The following is an 18,962-nucleotide window of genomic DNA, read 5'->3' as shown; positions in this document are numbered from 1 at the left end:
GAGGTGCGTGCTGTCGTCGTTCCTGACTACAGTGGACTTCTTAGACTTGCGGTACACAGCATGGTGGTTCACCGGGGGAGGAGCGCGGGCATGGAAGCCTACGTGGGCGGGGGCGCGTACGGAATGCGGACGATGAGCGCGGAAGCGGTGCGCTACAACTCCGAGTCCATGTCGGAGTTCAAGACGAGCATCGACGGTCTGATCGAGATGCTCACCTCCTCGGAGGCCGGCAAGGGCAAGGTGGAATCGGAGCCGGTGTCGCGAGGCCAGTTCGGCGGCGGCGGTGCGGACTGGGGCGAGGCGCACGGCGTCTACGACTCGTACAACACCGTCATCAAGCAGCTGAAGGACCTCTCCGCCCTGCTGCAGGACTGCCTGGAGGGCCTCGGTATCGCGGTCGTCGCGTCCAAGGACGGCTTCGAGCAGATGGACGAGGACACCAAGCAGAAGATGATCAACATCCACCAGCGGACCGAGGACGCCAAGGCGAAGGCGGACAAGGAAGCGGGCCGCGGAGCGCCGGCGAGCGAAGGCGGCCAGACCAGCGAAACTGGCGGCAACTTCCAGTAGGCGGCTGTGGACGGAATGTCGGGGACACGGGGAAGAGGCGAAGGATGATTCCTGCAGAGGGCGGCGGACGCGGCGGAACGAACTTCCGCTCAAGCTCGATGACCCACCAGAAGATGCTGGATTGGCTGGACGAAGCCGCGGAGTACCCGGTCAGGAACGCCGCCGATCGCTTGAAGGCGGCCGGCGCGGAGTTGGATCGCATCGCCGACCAACTGAAGAACCGGACCGGTCGGGTGGACTGGAAGGGCGAGGCGGAGAAGGCGTTCACGGAGTGGGCCGCGGACGTGGTGAGCTCGACGCGCTCACTCGGCGACTACAGCACCAAAGCCGGCGAGCACATGGCCAAGTCCGCTCAGGCCATCGCCGCGGCGAAGAGCGCCATGCCTCGCTACACCTCCAACGAGGCGGCCAAGGCAAGCCTGGAAGCCGCCCAGAAGTACCGCAACGACCCCGACTCGGCGACCATCGCGCGCAACGCCCAGAAGTCGGTGACCGCCAGCACGGAACTCAACGCCATCCTGGCCAAGGAAGAGGCGAACAAGCAGGCCGCGGCGACCGAGATGGAAAAGCTCTCCAGTACGTACTACTGGGAGGGCCGCTACATGACGGAACTCGTGCCGCCGACGTTCCCGCCGCCGCCGGGGGACTTCGTACCGACTGAGAGTCGCTACGGCGAAGAGACCACGTACGTCTACCCCTCGTCGAAGGGGCAGAAGTACTCCGTGCAGACGGAGACGGGCACGGGGACGCACACCACGCAGTCGCAGCCGGACACTCGGACGACGCCTGACACCCGGACCACGCCCGACAACACCACGGTCCCGCCGACGGGCGACACGACCGGACCGACGCACGTGATCAAGCCCGAGGTCCGGCCCGAGACTCCCGTGGACCTGGGCATCGACAGTGTGGACACGCTGCCGCACCCGACCACGACCACCCCCGGTCCGGGGCCGACGACGCCGGGCACGCCGCCGCCGATCACGAAGGACGGTGGCACACCTCCGTTCGTGACCACGGGTATGCCTCCCTTCCTCGCGAAGCCCGGCCCGGGCCCCGTGGGTCCCACCGGTCCCGTCACCGGAGGCACCAGCAACGCCCGCGGTCCGGTGACCGGCGGCCAGCGCGCCGGACTCAACGTTCCCCGCGAGGGCATCAGCGGCGGACGCCAGGTCCAGAGCACGCAGGGGCGCCCCGCGACCGGCCTTCCGCGCACCACTGCCATCGGTACGGAGCAGGGCGGGCGCAACGGCATGGGCCGTGGCATGGGCGGCGGTATGGGCGGCTCGATGGGCGGCGGCATGGGCGCCGGCCAGAACGGCATCAGCGGCGGTCGCCGACTCGCCGGTGAGACCGGCGGCGTCGTCGGCGGCAAGGCACAGCGCCCTGGCGCGGCCGGCACCGCAGCGGGCGGTGCGCGCCCCTTTACGCCCGGCGGCTCCGGCCTCGTGCGTGGAGGCTCCACGCAGGCCGGCGAGCGCGAGGAGCGGAACGGAGAGCGTCCCGACTACCTGGTCGAGGACGAGGAAACCTGGCAGCAGGGCCGCCGCGTGGCGCCGCCCGTCATCGACTGATCAGCGCGAGGAATCAGATGTCTACCAGCAGTACGCGTCGGAGCCGTGCCCGAGTCACCGCCTCGGCCGCCTTGGGGATGCTGCTGGTGGGCATCGCTTCCGTCCCCGCCCACGCGGAGGGCACGCGTGGGCAGCAGTGGCACCTGGATGCCTTCGGCGCCGAGGAGATCTGGCAACTCAGTAGGGGCGAGGGAGTCATCGTCGCCCTCATCGACTCCGGCGTGGACAAGGACAACCCCGACCTTCAGGGGCAGGTCCTCAAGGGCAAGGACTTCGCCCCGGACGACTCGGGTGACGAGTACACCGACCAAGACGGCCACGGCACCAGCATGGCGGGCCTCATCGCGGGAACCGGTCGACGCGACGGTGGCAACGGGGCGTTCGGGCTTGCCCCCGCCGCGAAGATCCTTCCGGTCCGGATGCCGGGCGACGCCGGCAAGAACCAGACGGGGGGTGCCGCGGAGTTCAACCGGATCGCGCCCGACGCGATCCGCTTCGCGGCCGACTCCGGAGCCAAGGTCATCAACATCTCGATGGGTGTGGAGACGGGCTCGCCCGAGCTCACGGACGCCGTGAAGTACGCCCTGGACAAGGGGGCTCTGGTCTTCGCCGCTGTCGGCAACGATGCGCAGGCGGGCAATCACCTCGCGTACCCGGCGGCGACACCCGGTGTCGTCGGCGTGGGCGCCGTCGACAACAAGGGGACGCGAGTCTCCAGTTCCCAGTACGGTCCCCAGGTCGACATCGTGGCACCCGGCAAGGACATCGTGGCAGCCTGCGGCGGCGGTACCGGCGTCTGCAAGTCCAGCGGTACCAGTGACGCCACCGCCCTCGCCTCCGCCGCCGCCGCGCTCATCTGGTCGAAGCACCCCGACTGGACCAACAATCAGGTCCTGAAGGTCATGCTCAACACCATTTCCAAGCCCGCCGGGGACGGGAAGCGCAGTGACTTCCTCGGGTACGGCGCCATCCGCCCGCTTCGCACGCTGAAGACGCCCGGTGACCCCGGTCCGGCCGACGTCCGGCCCATCGACGACCTCGGCGAGAACGTGATGCCGTCCGCGTCCTCGTCCGCATCGGCGGACCCGGCTCCTACGGAGTCCTCCGTCGCCCCGGCCCCCGCCCCGGCCCCCGCCCCGGTCGCCTCCTCCGACGACGACGGCGGCAACACCGGCCTCTGGATCGGGCTCGGGATCGGTGCGGCCGTGCTGATCGGCGCCGGGGTCGCCGTACCCGTACTCCGTTCGCGGCGGAGCTGAGTCTTTCCGTCTCCGCCGCTGAACATCCGTGACTCACATGGAGAAGTAGATGTCGTTCGACGAGGAGTGGGGCCAAGTCCGCAGCGAGGCAGCTGCGATGAGGCTCAACAGCGTGCCCGCCGAGGGTGGCGGCGGTGGTGGTCCCAGCGACTACAAGGTGACGTCCGCCGACCTCAAGGCCATCGGCAACGAGGCCCAGGAGCTCTTCCACTGGTTCGAGCGGGACGCCTTCCACGCGGGCGCCCAGACCGGCACGGCCGCCAAGAGCCTCGACGGCGACGGCTTCCTGACCGGTTCGGCGATGTGGACCATGTGGGACACATGGCGCGACCAGTGCGAGACGCTCCTCAGCGCCTGCGCGCACATCCACAACCACCTTGAGGACACGGTCACCAGCCACGCCAACCATGAAGAAGCGCTGATCACGAACTTCTCCATCTCCACGATCGACGCACACTTCAAGTAGGCCGACGGCACGGCACGGCACGGCACAGCACAGCAGGCCACGGAAACGGCTGACGAGGGACGTTAGATGCTGAAGTTCGACCAGGTTCTCCATGCCCAGCTCGGCAGCCTCAAGGAGGCTGTCACGGGCTGGTCGGAGGCGGTTTCCAAGCTGGAGAAGTCCAAGGACAAGGCCGACACCGGCCTCCAGGGCAAGGCCGACAAGGCCGACTGGAAGGGGGAGAACGCCGGGGTCACCCAGGCGTTCGTCCGGAAGACCGCCAAGGAGTTCGGCGACGCCCTCATCGAGGCGACCAGCATCCGCAACATCCTGCGGGACGCGGAGGGCGAGTTCCAGGCCGCGAAGAAGGAACTGGAGAGGCTGGTCGCGGAGGCCCCCGGCAAGGGAATGCGGATCGACCAGCAGGGTGCCGTCAGCCATCTGATCCGCCCCGACAGCCGGTCCAAGGACTACGACGGGCCCAAGCCCGAGGTGGCCGACTTCGAGGCCATGTCCGCGGCGATCAAGGCCGCGATCGACCGGGCGAACAACGCCGACGACGTGGCGTCGCGCGCGCTGCGCGGTCTCGTCGGCCCGGACAAGAACAACTTCTCCGGTACGAGGTACGACTCGCTCGCCGCAGCCTCGAAGGCGCAGGACGCCGAGGACGCGCACGCCGCCTATGAGCTGTACAAGAAGGGCGACGAGGCCACCCCGGCGGAGATCGACAAGCTCAACGCCCTCTTCAAGGCCAACCAGAAGGACCCGTACTTCGCCGAGAAGTTCGCCCTGGAGGTCGGGCCGAAGGGCAGCATGGAGTACTGGGCCGACATGGGCGACCCGAGCGACGGCTCGCGGCTCGGCGTCGACCACCGGGACAAGCTGAAGGAGCTCCAGACGAACTGGAGCATGACGCTCGCCACCGCCACCCACTCCAAGAGCCCCGAGATGGAGCAGTGGAAGGCCGACGTCATCAAGGCCGGCAGCGAGCCCATCCAGACGCGCGGCACCAGCCCGTACGGCTTCCAGGTCATGAGCAACCTGATGCGGGTCGGCGACTACGACGACAAGTTCCTGAAGGACTACGGCAACGGGCTAGTCGTCACCGAGCGGAAGATGACGCACGACGGCCGGCTGCCCGCCGACCGCGCCTGGCATGCGATGGGCGGCATGCCGTCCCACCTGAACTGGCAGGGCGGCGACCTCGGCAACGACCCCATGATCGGTTTCATGGAGGGGCTCGGACACAACCCGAAGGCGTCGACGGACTTCTTCAACAGCAGCATCGACGTCACGCCCGAGAACACCAAGGACAACAAGAAGCTCGACCCCTTCGACTACTTCACGAAGGACCGCGAGTGGCCCGAGGAGCTCAACGACAAGGGTGACAGGACCAAGGAGCCCGGCTACAACGCGCTCGGCCACGCCCTGGAGTCCGCGACCACCGGCCATCCGTACGACGCCGAGACCGAGGGCCTCAAGGACGTACGGACCAAGGAGAACGCCGAGGTCATGCAGAAGGTCGTCGAGCGGTACGGCGACGACCCCAAGTACATGCACAAGCAGCCGGGCATCGACGACAGCCTCGGCAAGATGGGCGCGGCCTACATCGACGAGTTCAACCGGTCCCTGGAGCAGGAGGGGGAGACGTCGACAGAAGAGATGCCGAACTCGCCGTTCGGCGCACGGAACAACGAGAAGGGCGAACCTCGGTTCGGCGCGGAATTCGCGGACACGCTGTTGTTCACCCGGGGTGACACGGTCAGCTTCCTCGGCACGGTCGCTCAGAGCGAGACCGGTCACGCACAGCTGTCGGCCGCCCAGACGGTCTACACGACGAGTGTCATGGACGAGGTGGCCCCCAAGCCCGGCTCGGGACCGGCGCGTGAACTGGACCTCACCGACGCCAAGACCACGCTGCGGATCGGCGCGGAGACGCACGCGATCTTCGACCAGTCGAGGATGGCGCAGATCGATCAGCAGTACACGATCGATTCCGATGAACACAAGAAGGCTGTCGGGCGTACGACGGAATGGGTCAAGTTCGGAGTCGGCGCGGCGGCGGCAGGGGGCGTCGTCGCTCTGACCGGCGGTGCGGCCGGTGTGCTGGTTCCGTTGGCCGCCGAGACCGTCGGCGGCGCCGTGACGACCCTGGTCGGCATGGAAGCCGATGATATCGCGGAGAAGTACTCGGAGGACAAGATCCTCAAGGAGAAGTCCGACGACCTCAAGGACGAAGCCCTGGCGTCGGGCAAGCGCAACGCGCTCATGCCTGGCCAGGCGTACGCGAGGACTCCCGGCTGGAGCGACGACGACAGCAGCTACCTTGAGGAGGAGCTGACCAAGTACGTGAAGGACAGCAGGGGCCACGTCAGGGACGACTCCCTGCCTGACCCGTACGACGAGAAGAAGGATGGGAAGGTCACATGAGAGTGAGCCGCTCACGAGGCATGGTGATTGGGTCCCTCCTCGTCGCCGCTTTCGCCTCAGCCTGCTCCTCGGGTAGCGACGCAGGGCCCAAGAGGCAGTCGGCCGTGGAGATCTGCGGCGGATTCGCAAAGGACCCCGCCGTCGCCTCTGCCTTGGAGGCCATCGCGGGCAAGGGCGCGTCGCTGACGAGTGACGGGTCCGAGCCGGACAGGGTCCTCACCGACCTGCGGACGGCGGCGCGGACTCCTCAGAGCGGCAAGGAGCGGATGCGGGGCATTCCGTTCTGCACGTTGGAGACGGCCGGGGACGAGAAGAACGTCCTGAGCATCACCCTCCGCGAGGCACTCTCGGTCCCCGCGAGTGAGGCATCGAATGAGCTCGTGACGACCTACACCACCGGTCGGCTGGCGACCTCGTCCGACCTCCACGCCTCGGTCTACTTCATGTGCCCGATGAAGGCACCGGCCCACGAGATCGTCCTCAATGCCGAGTTGGAGCGGGCAGACGAGAACGACGCCGACCACCCGGGGATCAGGGACGAGCAGATCACCCTCGCCAACGCGGCTGCCCGGCACGTGGCCGCCGCGTTGGGATGTGGCGACACCCGGCTGGTCACAGGCGTGCCGGCGAAGGCGCAGCCCTAGGAACGGGAGTCGCTTCAGTCGCCGTAGACGGGCATGGCCGCGATCTTGCCTCCGCGTGCGATGAAGACACGGTGGGCGTCGCTGACGAGCTGGTAGGGGCCCTCGCCGTTCATCTTCGCGACGAACAGCTTCCCGCCGGTGCTCTTGTTCACCACCTGGACGGCGCTGTCGTCCGGTTCGGGCAGCCAGATCGTCGTGCCTTCCACCGCCGGGGCGGTGAGAGTGCCTTCCGGGGTGCCGAATTCGCCCAGTATCTGCGTCCACACCGTGCTCGGCCTGTCCGAGTCCGCCAGTGTGCTGAAGCGGAAGGCCCAGTAGGCGTCGACGGCGACGACGGTCTCGCCGTCGGCGGTCGGACTGCCGAAGCCGAGCTGCCGATCGGCGAGGTTGCTGGTCTCCTCCTTCCACACGAAGTCGCCCTCGTCGAGACGCCGGACCATCAGTGTGGGGCCGCCGAGAGAGACGGTGCCGCCGCTGATCGAGGGGGCCTGACCGTGGGTGCCCTGGCCCTTGACCTTCCATGCGGTCTCGCCCGTCGCGGTGTCGACGGCCTCGACCTGTCCGTCCCGGCCGTGGATCACGAGCCGCTTCCCGCCCGTGGCCGCCTTCGCGGGGCCGTCCGAGGAACGCGGCGAGGTCATCGGGCGGGTCCAGGCCGTCGCGAGCGTCCAGGCGTCGACGGCGCGCAGCTCGTCGGTCTTCGTCACCAGGTAGACGTGGGTGTCGTCCGCGGCGAGGACGTCCTCCACCTCGGAGTGGGTCTGCCAGACAGGCTTGCCGGTGGAGGCGACGAACGCGTTCAGGACACCCTTCTTGTCGACGCCGACGACGAGCCGGTCGGCGACGGAGACGAATCCGGCGTCCGCGTCGATGTCCTTGGCCCGCCACCGCTCCTTGCCGTCCGTGACGGACAGGGCGAGCAGCCCGCCCGTCTTCGCCGACACGATCAGCACATCGCGTACGGGCAGAGGGAGGCGTTCGTTCGGGGCGGTCACGTCGAGGGGACCCCACAGCGATTTCGGGGCTTTGCCCCCGCTGTCGATGAGTGAGACGAAGGCCGCCTCGGGGGTCGCTACGGCCGGTGGCACGTCGGCGGTCGGGGACTTCTCCCCGTCCCGGTTCAGCCACCAGGCCCCCGCCCCGCCGCCCGCACCGAGCACGGCCACTCCGACCACCGCCGAGGTGAGGAAACGGCGCCGGGAGGGCGCGGCGGGTACGGCGGTCTCCTCGGGGGCCGCCAGGCGCTTCGTAGCCGTCTCGCGCCGCTTGATGTCCTCGGCCAGCGGGCCCTTCCGCCAGGCGCGGTCGGCGCCCTTCGGCGGGGCGAAGGCCTCGGCGATCTGCGGAGGCGAGGGGCGGAACGCCGGGTCCTTCGCCAGGCACGGGCCGATCAGGTCGGCGAGCTCCTGTGGCACCAGACTCAGGTCCGGGGTCCCGTGCACGACTTCGTACTGGACCGCAGCCACATGCGCGCCCTCGAAGGCACGCCGTCCGCTCGCCGCGTAGGCGAGGACCGCGCCGAGGGAGAAGACGTCCGACGACGGGCCGACGCGCTGCCCGAGGGCCTGCTCCGGGGCCCCGTAGCCCGGGGTGACCGGGATCTGTCCCGTGGTCGTGAGGGTCAGGCCGTGCTCGGGGCGCGCGATGCCGAAGTCGATGATCCGGGGGCCTGTCGAGGTGAGCACGATGTTCGCGGGCTTGAGGTCGCGGTGGATCAGACCCGCCACGTGGATGTCGTGCAGGGTGCGCGCGAGCTGGGCGGCGAGGGCGCGGACCGTGGGGACGTCCATCGGGCCGTACGTCCGGACGGCCTCGTCGAGGGTCGGGCCGGCGAGGAACTCGGCGGCGATCCACGGCCGTCCCCCCTCGGTCTGGGCACCGAGAACCCGCGCCACACCGGTGCTGGTGACGGCCCGCGCCATGTCGGCCTCGCGGACGAACCGCTGGGCGAGGTGCTGGTCGTGGGCGAGTTCGGGGCGGAGGACCTTGACGGCCGCAGGGATGCCGGAGGCGTCACGGCCAACGTACACCTTGCCCATGCCGCCCTCGCCGAGGACGCCGAGGAGCCGGTACGGGCCGAGCCGGAGCGGGTCACCGGTGGCGAGGGGCTGCGTGGTCACGAGGCTGCTTTCCAAGTCGATGAGGGTGAGTCGAAGGGGGTGAGTCGGTGAGGCAGGGGGCCATGGGGGCACGGGAGCGCGTCGGGACCCCGGGTCAGGCGAACGGGAGGGCGACGACGGACGACGCCCCCGCCCCGATGATGCGGGTCCGCGTCTTGTCGATGACGTACCGGGTCGCGTCCGTCGGGAACACCCAGGCCGAGCGGCGGGTCACCCGGTCGACGGCACTCAGACCGCCCACGACCGGGGCGTACACGTACTTCGTGCCGACCACCGGGACGCTGCGGAGTTCCGGGGTCAGGCTCCGGCCGGAGGGAGTCTCCTCCCAGCTCTTGACTCCCTTGTCTGCGCTGACGACCACGAGACCGCGGCCCGACTCGTTGACGTGGACGAAGCCGCCCGAGACGGCGGGGAACCCGAAGGCGGAGCCCTTGCCGTGTTCCCAGGCGACGGCGCCGTCGGCGAGGCGCAGCGCCCGGAGGCGGTCACCGCCGACGTACACGTGCCGGTCGTCGGTCGCGAGCTGGCCGGGGGAGTAGTACTGGGAGAGTTCGAACGGGACGGTCCGCCGCCACAACTGGCGTCCGGTGCGCACGTCCCGTGCTTGCAGGTCGAAGGACTCGAGGTCGTCGCTGTTCTTGCCGAGGACCAGCAGATTGCCCACCACCTGGGAGAGCCAGGGGCGTACGTTGCCCCACGTGTACGGCTGCCGCCACAGCTCCTTGCCCGCGCGCAGGTCGACGGCGACCAGATGTCGGCCGATGGCCTTGTCCTCCTCCCGGTCGCCGATGCGTGAGGCGGCGAAGATCCGTCCGCCGGATGCGGTGAGGAGCTCCGTGCCGAACTGGGAGCCCTCGAAGTCCTTGAGCGTGATGATCCGGGCCGATTCCTTCCCGGTGCGGGGCGCGAGCGTGCGGATCTCCAGGGCACTGGGGCCGGTGATGGGGCCATCGGACGTGTAGAAGGACGTTCCGTCCGTGACGATCCGATGCGCACGCCCCATCGCGTCGTACCACAGTTCGGTGCCCTTCCCCGTGTCGCGCGCCCGGAAGGTTGCCGTCTCCGCGAACCCCACGACATCGCCCGCCACCAGCGGAGTGATGCGCTCCTCACGGTCAAGGGCGTCCCCCTTCCACAGCGCCGCGGGCGCGCCGTCGGTGGCTGTCGGCGCCGGGATCGCCGTGGGGCCGGTGGGCGCCGGAGTGCCGCTCGCCCCGGTGGTCGTCTCCCGGGAGTTCAGCCACGCCCACACCCCCGCGCCCGCTCCCGCGAGGCCCAGGGCGGAGCCGGCGCCGAGGGTGAGGGCGCGGCGGCGGGAGAGGGGGGTGTCCGGGGTGGTCTCCGCGAAGGCGGCGCCCGTCGGGGCCGGGAGGCGGTGGGGGGCGTGGAGCCAGACGTCCGTCGCGCGGCGGGCGATGTCGGTGAGGAGGAGCGGCGGCAGGTGGTCGGCGAACTCGCCGTGGCCGTCGTGGAGGTGGGCGGTCAGGTCGGCGGTGGTGGGGCGGGTCGCCGGGTCCTTGGCGAGGCAGGCCGTCAGGAGCGGCAGCAGTGCCTCCGGTACGCCGGCGAGGTCGGGCTCGGCGTAGCGGACGCGGTACAGGAGGTCGGCGGGGGAGCCCGTGCCGAAGGGGCCGTGGCCGGTGGCGGCGAAGACCAGGACGCCCGCGAGCGCGAACACGTCGCCGGCCGGGGGGTGTTCCTGGCCGCTCGCCTGCTCCGGCGACATGAACGCGGGCGTGCCGGCCGCCGCTCCCGTACGGGTCAGGTGGTCGTCCCCGGCCGCGCGGGCGATGCCGAAGTCGATGATCTTCGGGCCGTAGGCGGTGACCAGGACGTTCGAGGGCTTCAGGTCGCGGTGGACCACGTCCGAGGAGTGCAGCTGGGCGAGGGCCCCGGCGAGCGCGGCGCCGAGGGCGCGGACGGTCGGCTCGGGGAGCGGGCCGCCGAGCGCGACGGCGTCGTCGAGCGGCGGGCCGAGGACGTACTCGGTCGCCAGCCACGGGGTCTCGGCGAGCGGGTCGGCGTCGACGACGGCCGCGCCGTGGCGCGCGCCGATGATCCGCGCCGCGTCCGTCTCCAGCCGGAAACGGGCGCGGAAGGCGGGGTCGGTGGCGAGCCGCGCGTGCACGGTCTTGAGTGCGACCGTACGGCCGCCGGGCGTGCGCGCCAGGTAGACCGTGCCCATGCCGCCGGAGCCGAGGCGGGCGAGGAGACGGTACGAGGCGACGGCGGCCGGGTCGTCGTGGGTCAGGGGCGACAGCATGAGGTCAGTCCGTCGGATCGAGGAGGAGAGAGGGGACGTGGTGCCGGTTCGGTGTCAGGCGCGGGCCGGCGTGGCGTGCTCGGCGGGGCCCGTCTGTTCGGCCGCCGCGGGCAGTTCGGCGGCCAGCAGCTCCGCCGACTGGCGTGCCAGCGCCGCGACCACCCGGCCCGGGAGCCACCCGGGCGTGAGCAGGGTGCCGGCCGAGTTGAGGACCGTGTGGTGCGCGGTCGGCGGTGCCAGCGCGGTCATCAGGGCGGCCGCCGTGGGGCGGTCCGCGGGGTCGCGGGCCAGGCAGGAGGAGATCACCGGGCGCAGGGCGGGCGGCAGTTCCTCGCGTTCGGGCACGGTGTGGCCGGTGGCGGCGTACGCGAGCACGGCGCCGAGCGCGAACACGTCGCCCGGCGGCCGGGGCCGGCCGCCCGTGGCCTGTTCGGGGGCGAGTGAGCCCGGGTCGAGGCCCGGCAGGCCGGTGCGCGGCTCGCCGTCGGCCGCGGCGGCCCGTACCGCGCCGAAGCAGGTCAGCCGGGGGCCGTCGGCGGTGAGCAGGACCGCGGCGGGGGAGACCCCGGCGTGGGTGAGGCCCTGGGTGTGGGCCGCGGCGAGGCCCTCGGCGAGGGCGGCGCCGACCGCCCGGACGGTGGCCTCGGGCAGCGGGCCGCCGTGGACGGCGAGGGCCACGGGGAGCGGGAGCGCGGGCACGTAGGGGCTCGCGTACCAGGCGGGGGAGGAGGCGGAGCCGGAGCCGGAGGGTTCGGTGGGAGGGGCGACGTCCGTCACCGGGGCGATCCACGGGCCGATGAGGTGCCGGGCCGCGTCCGCCTCGGCGGCGAAGCGCGCCGGGTCCGCGCCGGGCAGCGGGGCGCTCAGCAGGACCGTGCGGTCGCCGTCCGGCGTACGGGCCACGAAGCGGCGGCAGGGGACGGCTGAGCCGGAGGCGGCGGCGGGCGGGTCGAGTCGGGTGATCAGCCGGTACGGGCCGATCCGCCGGTCCGGGGGCGCCGGGCGCTCCGGGGCCGTCGCGTGCTCCTGGGCGGTCCGGGGAGTCGCTCCCGATGGCGCGGAGTCCCCCTGCGTGCGCGACCGTGCCACTGGCCATTCCCCCTGTTCCTGCGACTGCTTTGTGACGTTCCCGGGGCGACCCGGGACGGGTCGAGCCTATCGAGGCAACGGGGCGGCGGCCCCGGCGGCGTACGGGTCGGGGAGGGGCGAGGCAGGCGGCGGGCCCGGAACGTCCGAGGCTGTCCGGGTTGCGAAGGTGAAGTGAGCCCGTGCGCGCGGTGAAGCCTCGTGAAGATCTCGCTCTGCAAGGGATTTCCCGGTGAGGAGTGCTCGAACGCGTGGTCGTGGTATTACGATCGCCGTGATTCCGTGGGCACGGAACTTGCTGAGGCGAAGCCGGAACGATCACCATCCGATCGCCGGCGCGATCACCGCACGGGGGAGAGCATGTCGTTCGACGAGGAGTGGGCCTCGGCCCGGTCCACATCCACGGCCAGCGTGAGCATGCGGCTGAACCAGGTCGCCCCGGAGTCCGGCGGGGGTGGCGGCAACGCCGACCTCAGCGTCGACCAGGACAAGCTCGGTGCCATCGGCAGCGCCGCGTACGCGCTGCACGGCCGGCTGGTCAAGGACGGGAACCACGCGCGCGCGAACACCACGGAGGCGGCGACGGGCATGTCGACGAACGGCTTCCTCACGGGCTCCGCGATGTCGACCGTGCAGGAGAACTGGGGCTCGCAGCTGAACACGCTGCTCGACGCCTGCGCCAACATCTCCAACCACCTCGACTACAGCGCGGCCTCCCACGCCAAGGAAGAGGAAGACATCAAGGCGGCCATGGCGGCCTCCAAGATCAACGAGTACTTCAAGTAGTCCGGGGGCCTTGCTGTGTTGACCTACGACAACGTGCACCACGCGCCGCTCGACAAGATGAAGGCGGCGGCCGACGACTGGTCCGCGATGAAGGGCAAGCTGGACAAGCTCGCCGACGACGCCCGTACGACCATGGCCGCGAAGGCCAAGGACGACTACTGGCGCGGGGTGAACGCCGAGGTCACGAAGCCGTTCGTGGACAAGACGGCGAAGGAGTTCGAGGACGCCGCGAAGGCCGCCGACGGCATCCACAAGGTCCTGGAGGACGGCTACAACGCCTTCAAGAAGGCGAAGGACGACCTCAGGACGATCGCCGAGACCGACGCGCCCGCGAAGGGCTTCCTCGTGAAGTCCGACGGCACCGTCGAGGCCAGGGAACCGCTGTCCCAGATCAAGGACCCCGGTGCCCGGCACGACCCCGACTTCCAGGACCTCGTGCGCAAGGAGCGCGCCGACATCCAGGCGATGCAGGACCGCATCAAGGCCGTCCTGGAGGTCTGCACCGAGGCCGACGTGGCCTGCTCCAACGCGCTCAGGGCCAACATCACCGGGGACAAACACAACTTCAGCGCCCCCAAGTACGCGAGCCTCGACGCCGAGGAGGCGCAGCGCGCCGTCGACCTGGCCAAGAAGGGCCGGGACATCTCGCACGAGGAGCTGATGCGCCTCAACGAGCTGCTGAAGGACAACAGCGGTTCGAAGGAGTTCTCCAGGACCTTCTACGAAGGCCTCGGTCCGAAGGGCTCCCTGGAGTTCTTCGGTCAGTTGTCCATCACCACGTACGACTACCCGGACGTCAACAAGCAGCGCCTGGCGGACGTCCAGGAGCTCCAGAAGAACCTGGGCCTCAATCTGGCGACAGCCACGCAGGGGGGCGACGCCTGGACCGACAAGTGGTCCACGGACATGCGCAAGCTCGGCACGGAGCGCATCCCGCTGGTCAAGTACGACAACAACCCGGCCTTCGGCTACCAGTTGCTCGGCGGCATCATGCGCTACGGCGACTACGACAAGAAGTTCTTGGTCCCCATCGCGGAGCACATGACGCAGCTCCATGCCAAGGACCCGTACCTCTTCGGCAACAACAATGCGATGCTCGGCGGAGGGCCGAAGAACCAGTACAACCCGTCGGGCGTCAACGGCGCCGGCCACGACCCGATGATCTCGATGCTGGAGGCGCTGGGGCACAGCCCGGAGGCGTCGAAGGAGTTCTTCTCGAAGGAGCCGCTGACGTCGTACAAGCAGGACGGCAGCGTCGGCGGCGAGACGAACCTCGGCAATGACAAGGACGGCAACAAGATCGAGAACTACCTCGACTTCTTCGGCAACGAGAAGTACGAGTTCCTCCCTGACATCGACGAGCGCGACGAGGACGCCGCCAGGAGGTCCGCCGACTACATGCCCGACGCTCTTGGCCACGCACTGGAATCGGCGACGCTCGGCCACGCTTGGGACGACTCGACGCCGGAGCTGAAGCGCGACGAGGATTCGGCCAAGATCATGACGCAGGTCGTCGAGAAGTACGGCGGTGACGCCGAGCTGCTCAAGAAATGGCAGTCGCCACTGGCGGACAGCCTCGGCAACATGGGCGCAGGCTACATCGACGACCTCAACTGGGGTCTGGACAAGAACACTCCGGACAGCCCCTTCGCCCCGACGAAGGACAGGGCAGCCCACCTCGAGCTCGAGCGCGACACGACGGTCGACTTCCTGAGCAGCCTCGGCCAGCACCCGGACGCCTACGCCACGGTCTCCACGGCCGAGCGCCTCTACACCACGAGCGTGCTGGAAGCGCAGGTCGGTCCCGCCGGCAAGATCGACGAGGGGCGCGCGCGGGGCGCCGTGTTCACGGGTGCCACCCTTCAGGGCCTACTCGACGAGTCCCGCGGCGCTCAGGTCGAGGCCGAGGGCACGAAGAAGCACGAGGAGTACGAGAAGGCGCAGGCCGCAAAGGCCGGCTGGGTGCAGCTCGGTGCCACCGTGGGCATCGCGGCAGGCGTCGCCTTCCTGCCGGCCACCGCCGCCGTCGGCGCGGCCGCCATCCTCGTACCGCTCGCCGTCGACACCGGTTCGGGGGTCATGGAGCAGCTTGCCGGGCAGGTCGTCGGCGACTGGTCGGAGAAGTCGGTCGAGGACCACAAGGACAAGGCCGACGACAAGATCCACGAGAACAACAAGGCCATGTACACGGCTGGCCGGTTCAGCGCCGAGTCCCCGATGGATCGGTTCCTGTTCGAGTACCGCAGTCAGGTGAGCAGCGACTTCCGCCAGGACATGATCGAGTCCGTGAGCAACGGCTACGGACTGGGCAACGACCACGCAAAGCAGACCGGCAACGCCCCCGAGACCGGCTGAACCGCCGCCCCGACTTTCTGAGGATCCCGAGGTACCCCGATGAGAAGAGCGTCCGCGTCCGTATCGACCGCACTTGCCCTCGGTCTGCTCCTTACCGCGTGCGGGAGCGACGAGCAGGAGCCGCCGCGGGTCACCGCCGCGCAGCAGTGTGACGGCACGCTCTCGCCAGCGGCGGCCGGAGCGCTTGAGTCGGTGCTCGGCACGAAGAAGTTCTCGGAGGCCGGGAGCGGTGGTCTTGAGCGGACCGTGAACGTGCTGATCGAGGATCAGGCGAGGGAGGGCAGGCCGCCGGGCCATACCGCGATGTGCAAGGTCACTGTCGATGCCACCCCAATGAACGGGATCAGCATCGACTTCAGGCTGTACGAAGCCCTCGATCTGTACGACGACGGCACCAAGTGGTCGGCTGACGGCCGGTACCTCTACGGGATGGGCCGGGAGACGAGTACGGACAATAAGACGGCGCGCATCTTCGTCGGATGTACCAGTCCGCGGTTCAAGGGGTCGGGCGAGCAGCCGGCGCCCATCGGGGGCCTACTCAGTTTCAAGAAGTCGACGAACGGCGCCTACCCCGACAACACCCCCGCCACCCGCGAGGCGTACCTCACGATCCTGCACTCCGCGACCCTGGCGGTCGTGAAGGAGTTGGGCTGCGAGAACGACGCCGGGCTCCCCGAGAAGCCGGTCTTTCAGGTGAAGCAGTGGCGCGGGGAGCAGTAGCGGAGGGCGGCTCGGGTGCCTGTCCCGTCAGTCCTCGGCGATCTCGACCGCCGGGGACAGCTGGGACAGCAGGAGGACCGTCGCGCGGGTGAGCAGGGCCGCGAGGAGGATCGTCGCGAGGCCCTCGACCCGCAGGTCCGAGAACTTCGGGCCCAGCCAGGACAGCAGCCACCAGATCAGCGCGTCCAGGACAAAGCCGGCGGCGCCGAGGGCGGCGAGGACGGGCAGCGGGACGCGGCCCGAGGGGCCCACGTGGATCAGCTGCGTGAGGATCGTCAGGACGAGGGCCGCGACGAGCACCGAGAAGACGGCGTCGACGGTCTCCGCGCCCAGGGTGATGCCGGGCAGCAGCCCGCCGGCGAGAGCCGCGCCGACGACTATGCCCAGTCTGCGTCTGCCTTGATCGTTCATGGGCGGACTGTGGCACACACGACGCGTGCCGGGGAATGCTCCGGAGAACGATGATCGTGGAGACCGTGATCGGAATCGAACCGACGTATCTCGCTTTGCAGGCGAGTCCCTGAACCACTCGGGCACACGGTCGTGTTGTGCACTGGTACGACCGTAGGGCGGGGGCCGGGAGGGGCTCAAGGGTTTCCGGGGCCGTGCCATACGACTGCAACGGCGCTGCCACACCCCGTTCACAGCCGGCTCAGGCGGGCGCGTCGGACGGGGTCGGTCCCGGGGTCGATTCCGGGGTCGATTCCGGGGTTGATTCCGGGGTTGATTCCGGGGTCGCGTGGAGGATCGCGCGGGCCTGCTCCGCGGCCCGGGCCGTGCTCTCGCTGACGTAGTCGAGGAAGCGGGCGATGTTCTCGAGGCGGGTGCCGGCCGGGGTGCCGGGGCCGAGGACGCCGACGCCCTGACGTGCGGTCTCGACGATCTGGGCGGTGGCCCGGGCGCTGGCCATCATCGACTGGTACCAGACGTCGGCGTCGACGGTGTAGCGCTCGCGTCGGCCTTCGTCGCGTTCCCGGCGGACGAAGGCCTGGGCCTCCAGGAAGGTGATCGCCTTGGAGACGGTCGCCGGGCTGACGCTGAGGCGCTGGACGAGTTCGGCAGCGGTGAGACTGCCCGTGTCGCTGATGCAGAGGCAGGCCATCACGCCGGACATCATCTTGGGCATGCCCGACTGCATGAACACGGTGGTGAGGACTTCCTCGTACTCGCGCACGGCCTCGGGGTCGCGCCCGTGGGCCTGCGGGAGTGCCTCCGGGCTCCGGGGTGTGGCCTGCCTGCTCCGGTGGGCGCGCCGTTCGGTGGCGCGGTGGGCCAGATCGGCGCGGTAGCCGGTGGGGCCGCCGTTCCGCATCACCTCGCGCGTGACGGTCGAGGTCGGACGGTCGAGCCGTCGGGCGATCTCGGCGTAGGCGAGGCCGTCGGCCAGTCCCAGCGCGATCTGCTGACGTTCCTGCTGGGTGAGCCTGCCACCGGGCATCGCTGTCTCCTTCGTACTCCTCAGGTGCTGCCACTATAGCGTTCACGCTCATTTCATTGCAACGCAACGGTGGTGCTTGTTGCGTTAGGCCTCACGATGGTTGCAATGAAAAACAGGCTTTCACCTGCGGTGATAGGGATGTGACGCAACGCGCACGTTGCTCAACTCTTGAACGCAACGTAGCGTTTCTCTTGTCGGAAACGGCGCGGACAAGAGTCCGAGAGCCCGGAGAACAAGGAGAGCGTCATGCAGAAGTTCCACACCCCCGCCGCCATCGTCACCGTCCTGAACGTCCCGGCCGGCCTCATCCGCCTCATCGCCGCCGACCACGCCGACACCACCGTCGAGGTCCTCCCCGCGAACGCGTCGAACAGCAACGACATCAAGGCGGCCGAGCGGGTCTCCGTCGCCTACGCCGACGGTGTGCTGCGGATCGAGGCGGCGGAGGCCAAGAGCCGGATCCTCGGCAACTCGGGGTCCGTCGAGGTCACCGTCCAGCTGCCGGCCGGTTCCGGCGTCGAGGCGAAGACGGCCACCGCCGAGATCCGCGGGGTCGGGCGGCTCGGGGACGTGTCCTACGAGAGCGCGCAGGGCACGGTCAAGCTCGACGAGACCGCCGCCGCCCGCATCACCCTCCAGGCCGGTGACATCACCGTCGGCCGTCTCGGCGGCGCGGCGGAACTTGCCACGCAGAAGGGCGACATCAAGGTCGTCGAGGCCCTGGCCGGTGCGGTCGTGCTGCGTACCGAGTCCGGCGACCTGGAGATCGGTGCCGGTCGTGGGGTGTCCGCCACCCTCGACGCCGGCACCACCTACGGCCGGATCACCAACACCCTCCAGAACGCCGGCGACGCGGTCCTCGCCATCCACGCCACCACCGCCCACGGCGACATCACCGCCCGCAGCCTCTGACGGCCACCCCAACGGGTCCGTCAGCCCCCGATCGTCCCCAGCCTCTGAAGGAGCACCTCCCATGACCGACTTGGCCATCGCGGCGAACGGGCTGCGCAAGTCCTACGGCGACAAGGTCGTCCTCGACGGCATCGACCTCGCCGCCCCCAAGGGAACGATCTTCGCCCTGCTCGGACCGAACGGCGCCGGCAAGACCACCGCCGTGAAGATCCTCTCCACCCTCGTCTCCGCCGGACCCGGCTCGGGCGGGATCCACGTCGGAGGCCACGACCTCGCCGCCGACCCGCAGGCCGTCCGCGCCGCGATCGGCGTCACCGGCCAGTTCTCCGCCGTCGACGGCCTGATCACCGGCGAGGAGAA

16 protein-coding genes and 1 tRNA gene are annotated in these 18,962 nt (G+C 69.8%); 11 read left to right on the top strand and 6 right to left on the bottom strand.

Annotated elements, in window-relative coordinates:
- The first annotated feature begins 90 nt into the window (after positions 1-90).
- The 6 genes from ACWFR1_RS36385 (at position 91) to ACWFR1_RS36360 (ending at position 6,922) form a co-directional block, all read left to right on the top strand.
- Positions 91-570: a hypothetical protein gene (locus ACWFR1_RS36385; protein WP_453559325.1), complete on the top strand. Its 480-nt coding sequence runs from the start codon at positions 91-93 to the stop codon at positions 568-570.
- A gap of 98 nt (positions 571-668) precedes the next feature.
- Complete coding sequence (locus ACWFR1_RS36380) at positions 669-2,144, top strand: hypothetical protein (protein ID WP_453559322.1); 1,476 nt, start codon at positions 669-671, stop codon at positions 2,142-2,144.
- Positions 2,145-2,161: 17 nt separating this feature from the next.
- On the top strand, positions 2,162-3,403 hold the full coding sequence (mycP, locus tag ACWFR1_RS36375; RefSeq protein WP_453559319.1) for a type VII secretion-associated serine protease mycosin: 1,242 nt from the start codon (positions 2,162-2,164) through the stop codon (positions 3,401-3,403).
- A 49-nt stretch (positions 3,404-3,452) separates the two neighbouring features.
- A complete protein-coding gene (locus ACWFR1_RS36370; RefSeq protein ID WP_453559316.1) occupies positions 3,453-3,869 on the top strand; it encodes a hypothetical protein in 417 nt (138 codons plus the stop codon).
- 66 nt (positions 3,870-3,935) lie between these two features.
- Complete coding sequence (locus ACWFR1_RS36365; protein ID WP_453559313.1) at positions 3,936-6,278, top strand: hypothetical protein; 2,343 nt, start codon at positions 3,936-3,938, stop codon at positions 6,276-6,278.
- A gap of 104 nt (positions 6,279-6,382) precedes the next feature.
- Positions 6,383-6,922: a hypothetical protein gene (locus tag ACWFR1_RS36360; RefSeq protein WP_453559310.1), complete on the top strand. Its 540-nt coding sequence runs from the start codon at positions 6,383-6,385 to the stop codon at positions 6,920-6,922.
- 14 nt (positions 6,923-6,936) lie between these two features.
- On the opposite strand, the gene ACWFR1_RS36355 is transcribed toward ACWFR1_RS36360, so the two are convergent.
- The 3 genes from ACWFR1_RS36355 to ACWFR1_RS36345 form a co-directional block, all read right to left on the bottom strand.
- Entirely contained in the window at positions 6,937-9,057 is a 2,121-nt protein-coding gene (locus ACWFR1_RS36355) for a protein kinase domain-containing protein (RefSeq protein ID WP_453559307.1), read from the bottom strand.
- Positions 9,058-9,136: 79 nt separating this feature from the next.
- Positions 9,137-11,305: a protein kinase domain-containing protein gene (locus ACWFR1_RS36350; RefSeq protein WP_453559305.1), complete on the bottom strand. Its 2,169-nt coding sequence runs from the start codon at positions 11,303-11,305 to the stop codon at positions 9,137-9,139.
- A 54-nt stretch (positions 11,306-11,359) separates the two neighbouring features.
- On the bottom strand, positions 11,360-12,286 hold the full coding sequence (locus tag ACWFR1_RS36345; RefSeq protein ID WP_453559339.1) for a serine/threonine protein kinase: 927 nt from the start codon (positions 12,284-12,286) through the stop codon (positions 11,360-11,362).
- Positions 12,287-12,751: 465 nt separating this feature from the next.
- Here ACWFR1_RS36345 and ACWFR1_RS36340 point away from each other — a divergent pair, with 465 nt between their 5' ends.
- The 3 genes from ACWFR1_RS36340 to ACWFR1_RS36330 all read left to right on the top strand — a co-directional run bounded on the left by ACWFR1_RS36340 (position 12,752) and on the right by ACWFR1_RS36330 (position 16,252).
- Complete coding sequence (locus tag ACWFR1_RS36340) at positions 12,752-13,177, top strand: hypothetical protein (protein ID WP_453559302.1); 426 nt, start codon at positions 12,752-12,754, stop codon at positions 13,175-13,177.
- A gap of 15 nt (positions 13,178-13,192) precedes the next feature.
- Complete coding sequence (locus tag ACWFR1_RS36335) at positions 13,193-15,532, top strand: hypothetical protein (RefSeq protein WP_453559300.1); 2,340 nt, start codon at positions 13,193-13,195, stop codon at positions 15,530-15,532.
- 192 nt (positions 15,533-15,724) lie between these two features.
- Positions 15,725-16,252: a hypothetical protein gene (locus ACWFR1_RS36330; protein ID WP_453559297.1), complete on the top strand. Its 528-nt coding sequence runs from the start codon at positions 15,725-15,727 to the stop codon at positions 16,250-16,252.
- A gap of 27 nt (positions 16,253-16,279) precedes the next feature.
- On the opposite strand, the gene ACWFR1_RS36325 is transcribed toward ACWFR1_RS36330, so the two are convergent.
- The 3 genes from ACWFR1_RS36325 to ACWFR1_RS36315 form a co-directional block, all read right to left on the bottom strand.
- Positions 16,280-16,663, bottom strand: a complete 384-nt coding sequence (locus ACWFR1_RS36325) for a hypothetical protein (protein WP_453559294.1) — start codon at positions 16,661-16,663, stop codon at positions 16,280-16,282.
- A 57-nt stretch (positions 16,664-16,720) separates the two neighbouring features.
- Positions 16,721-16,795, bottom strand: a tRNA-Cys gene (locus ACWFR1_RS36320).
- Positions 16,796-16,904: 109 nt separating this feature from the next.
- Positions 16,905-17,690 (bottom strand): helix-turn-helix domain-containing protein, encoded by a 786-nt coding sequence (locus tag ACWFR1_RS36315; protein ID WP_453559291.1) that lies wholly within the window; start codon positions 17,688-17,690, stop codon positions 16,905-16,907.
- Between the two features lie 246 nt (positions 17,691-17,936).
- Between ACWFR1_RS36315 and ACWFR1_RS36310 the strand changes: the two genes are divergently transcribed.
- Together ACWFR1_RS36310 and ACWFR1_RS36305 are read left to right on the top strand one after the other, a co-directional pair.
- Entirely contained in the window at positions 17,937-18,602 is a 666-nt protein-coding gene (locus ACWFR1_RS36310; protein WP_453559288.1) for a DUF4097 family beta strand repeat-containing protein, read from the top strand.
- A gap of 61 nt (positions 18,603-18,663) precedes the next feature.
- Positions 18,664-18,962, top strand: a 299-nt coding sequence (locus ACWFR1_RS36305; protein ID WP_453559285.1) for an ATP-binding cassette domain-containing protein, incomplete at its 3' end; no start/stop codon positions are given.

The sequence above is a fragment of the Streptomyces sp. NPDC055103 genome, assembly GCF_053607625.1.
The sequence above is the reverse complement of the archived record's forward strand: the minus strand, read 5'-3'. Positions and strand labels throughout refer to the sequence as shown.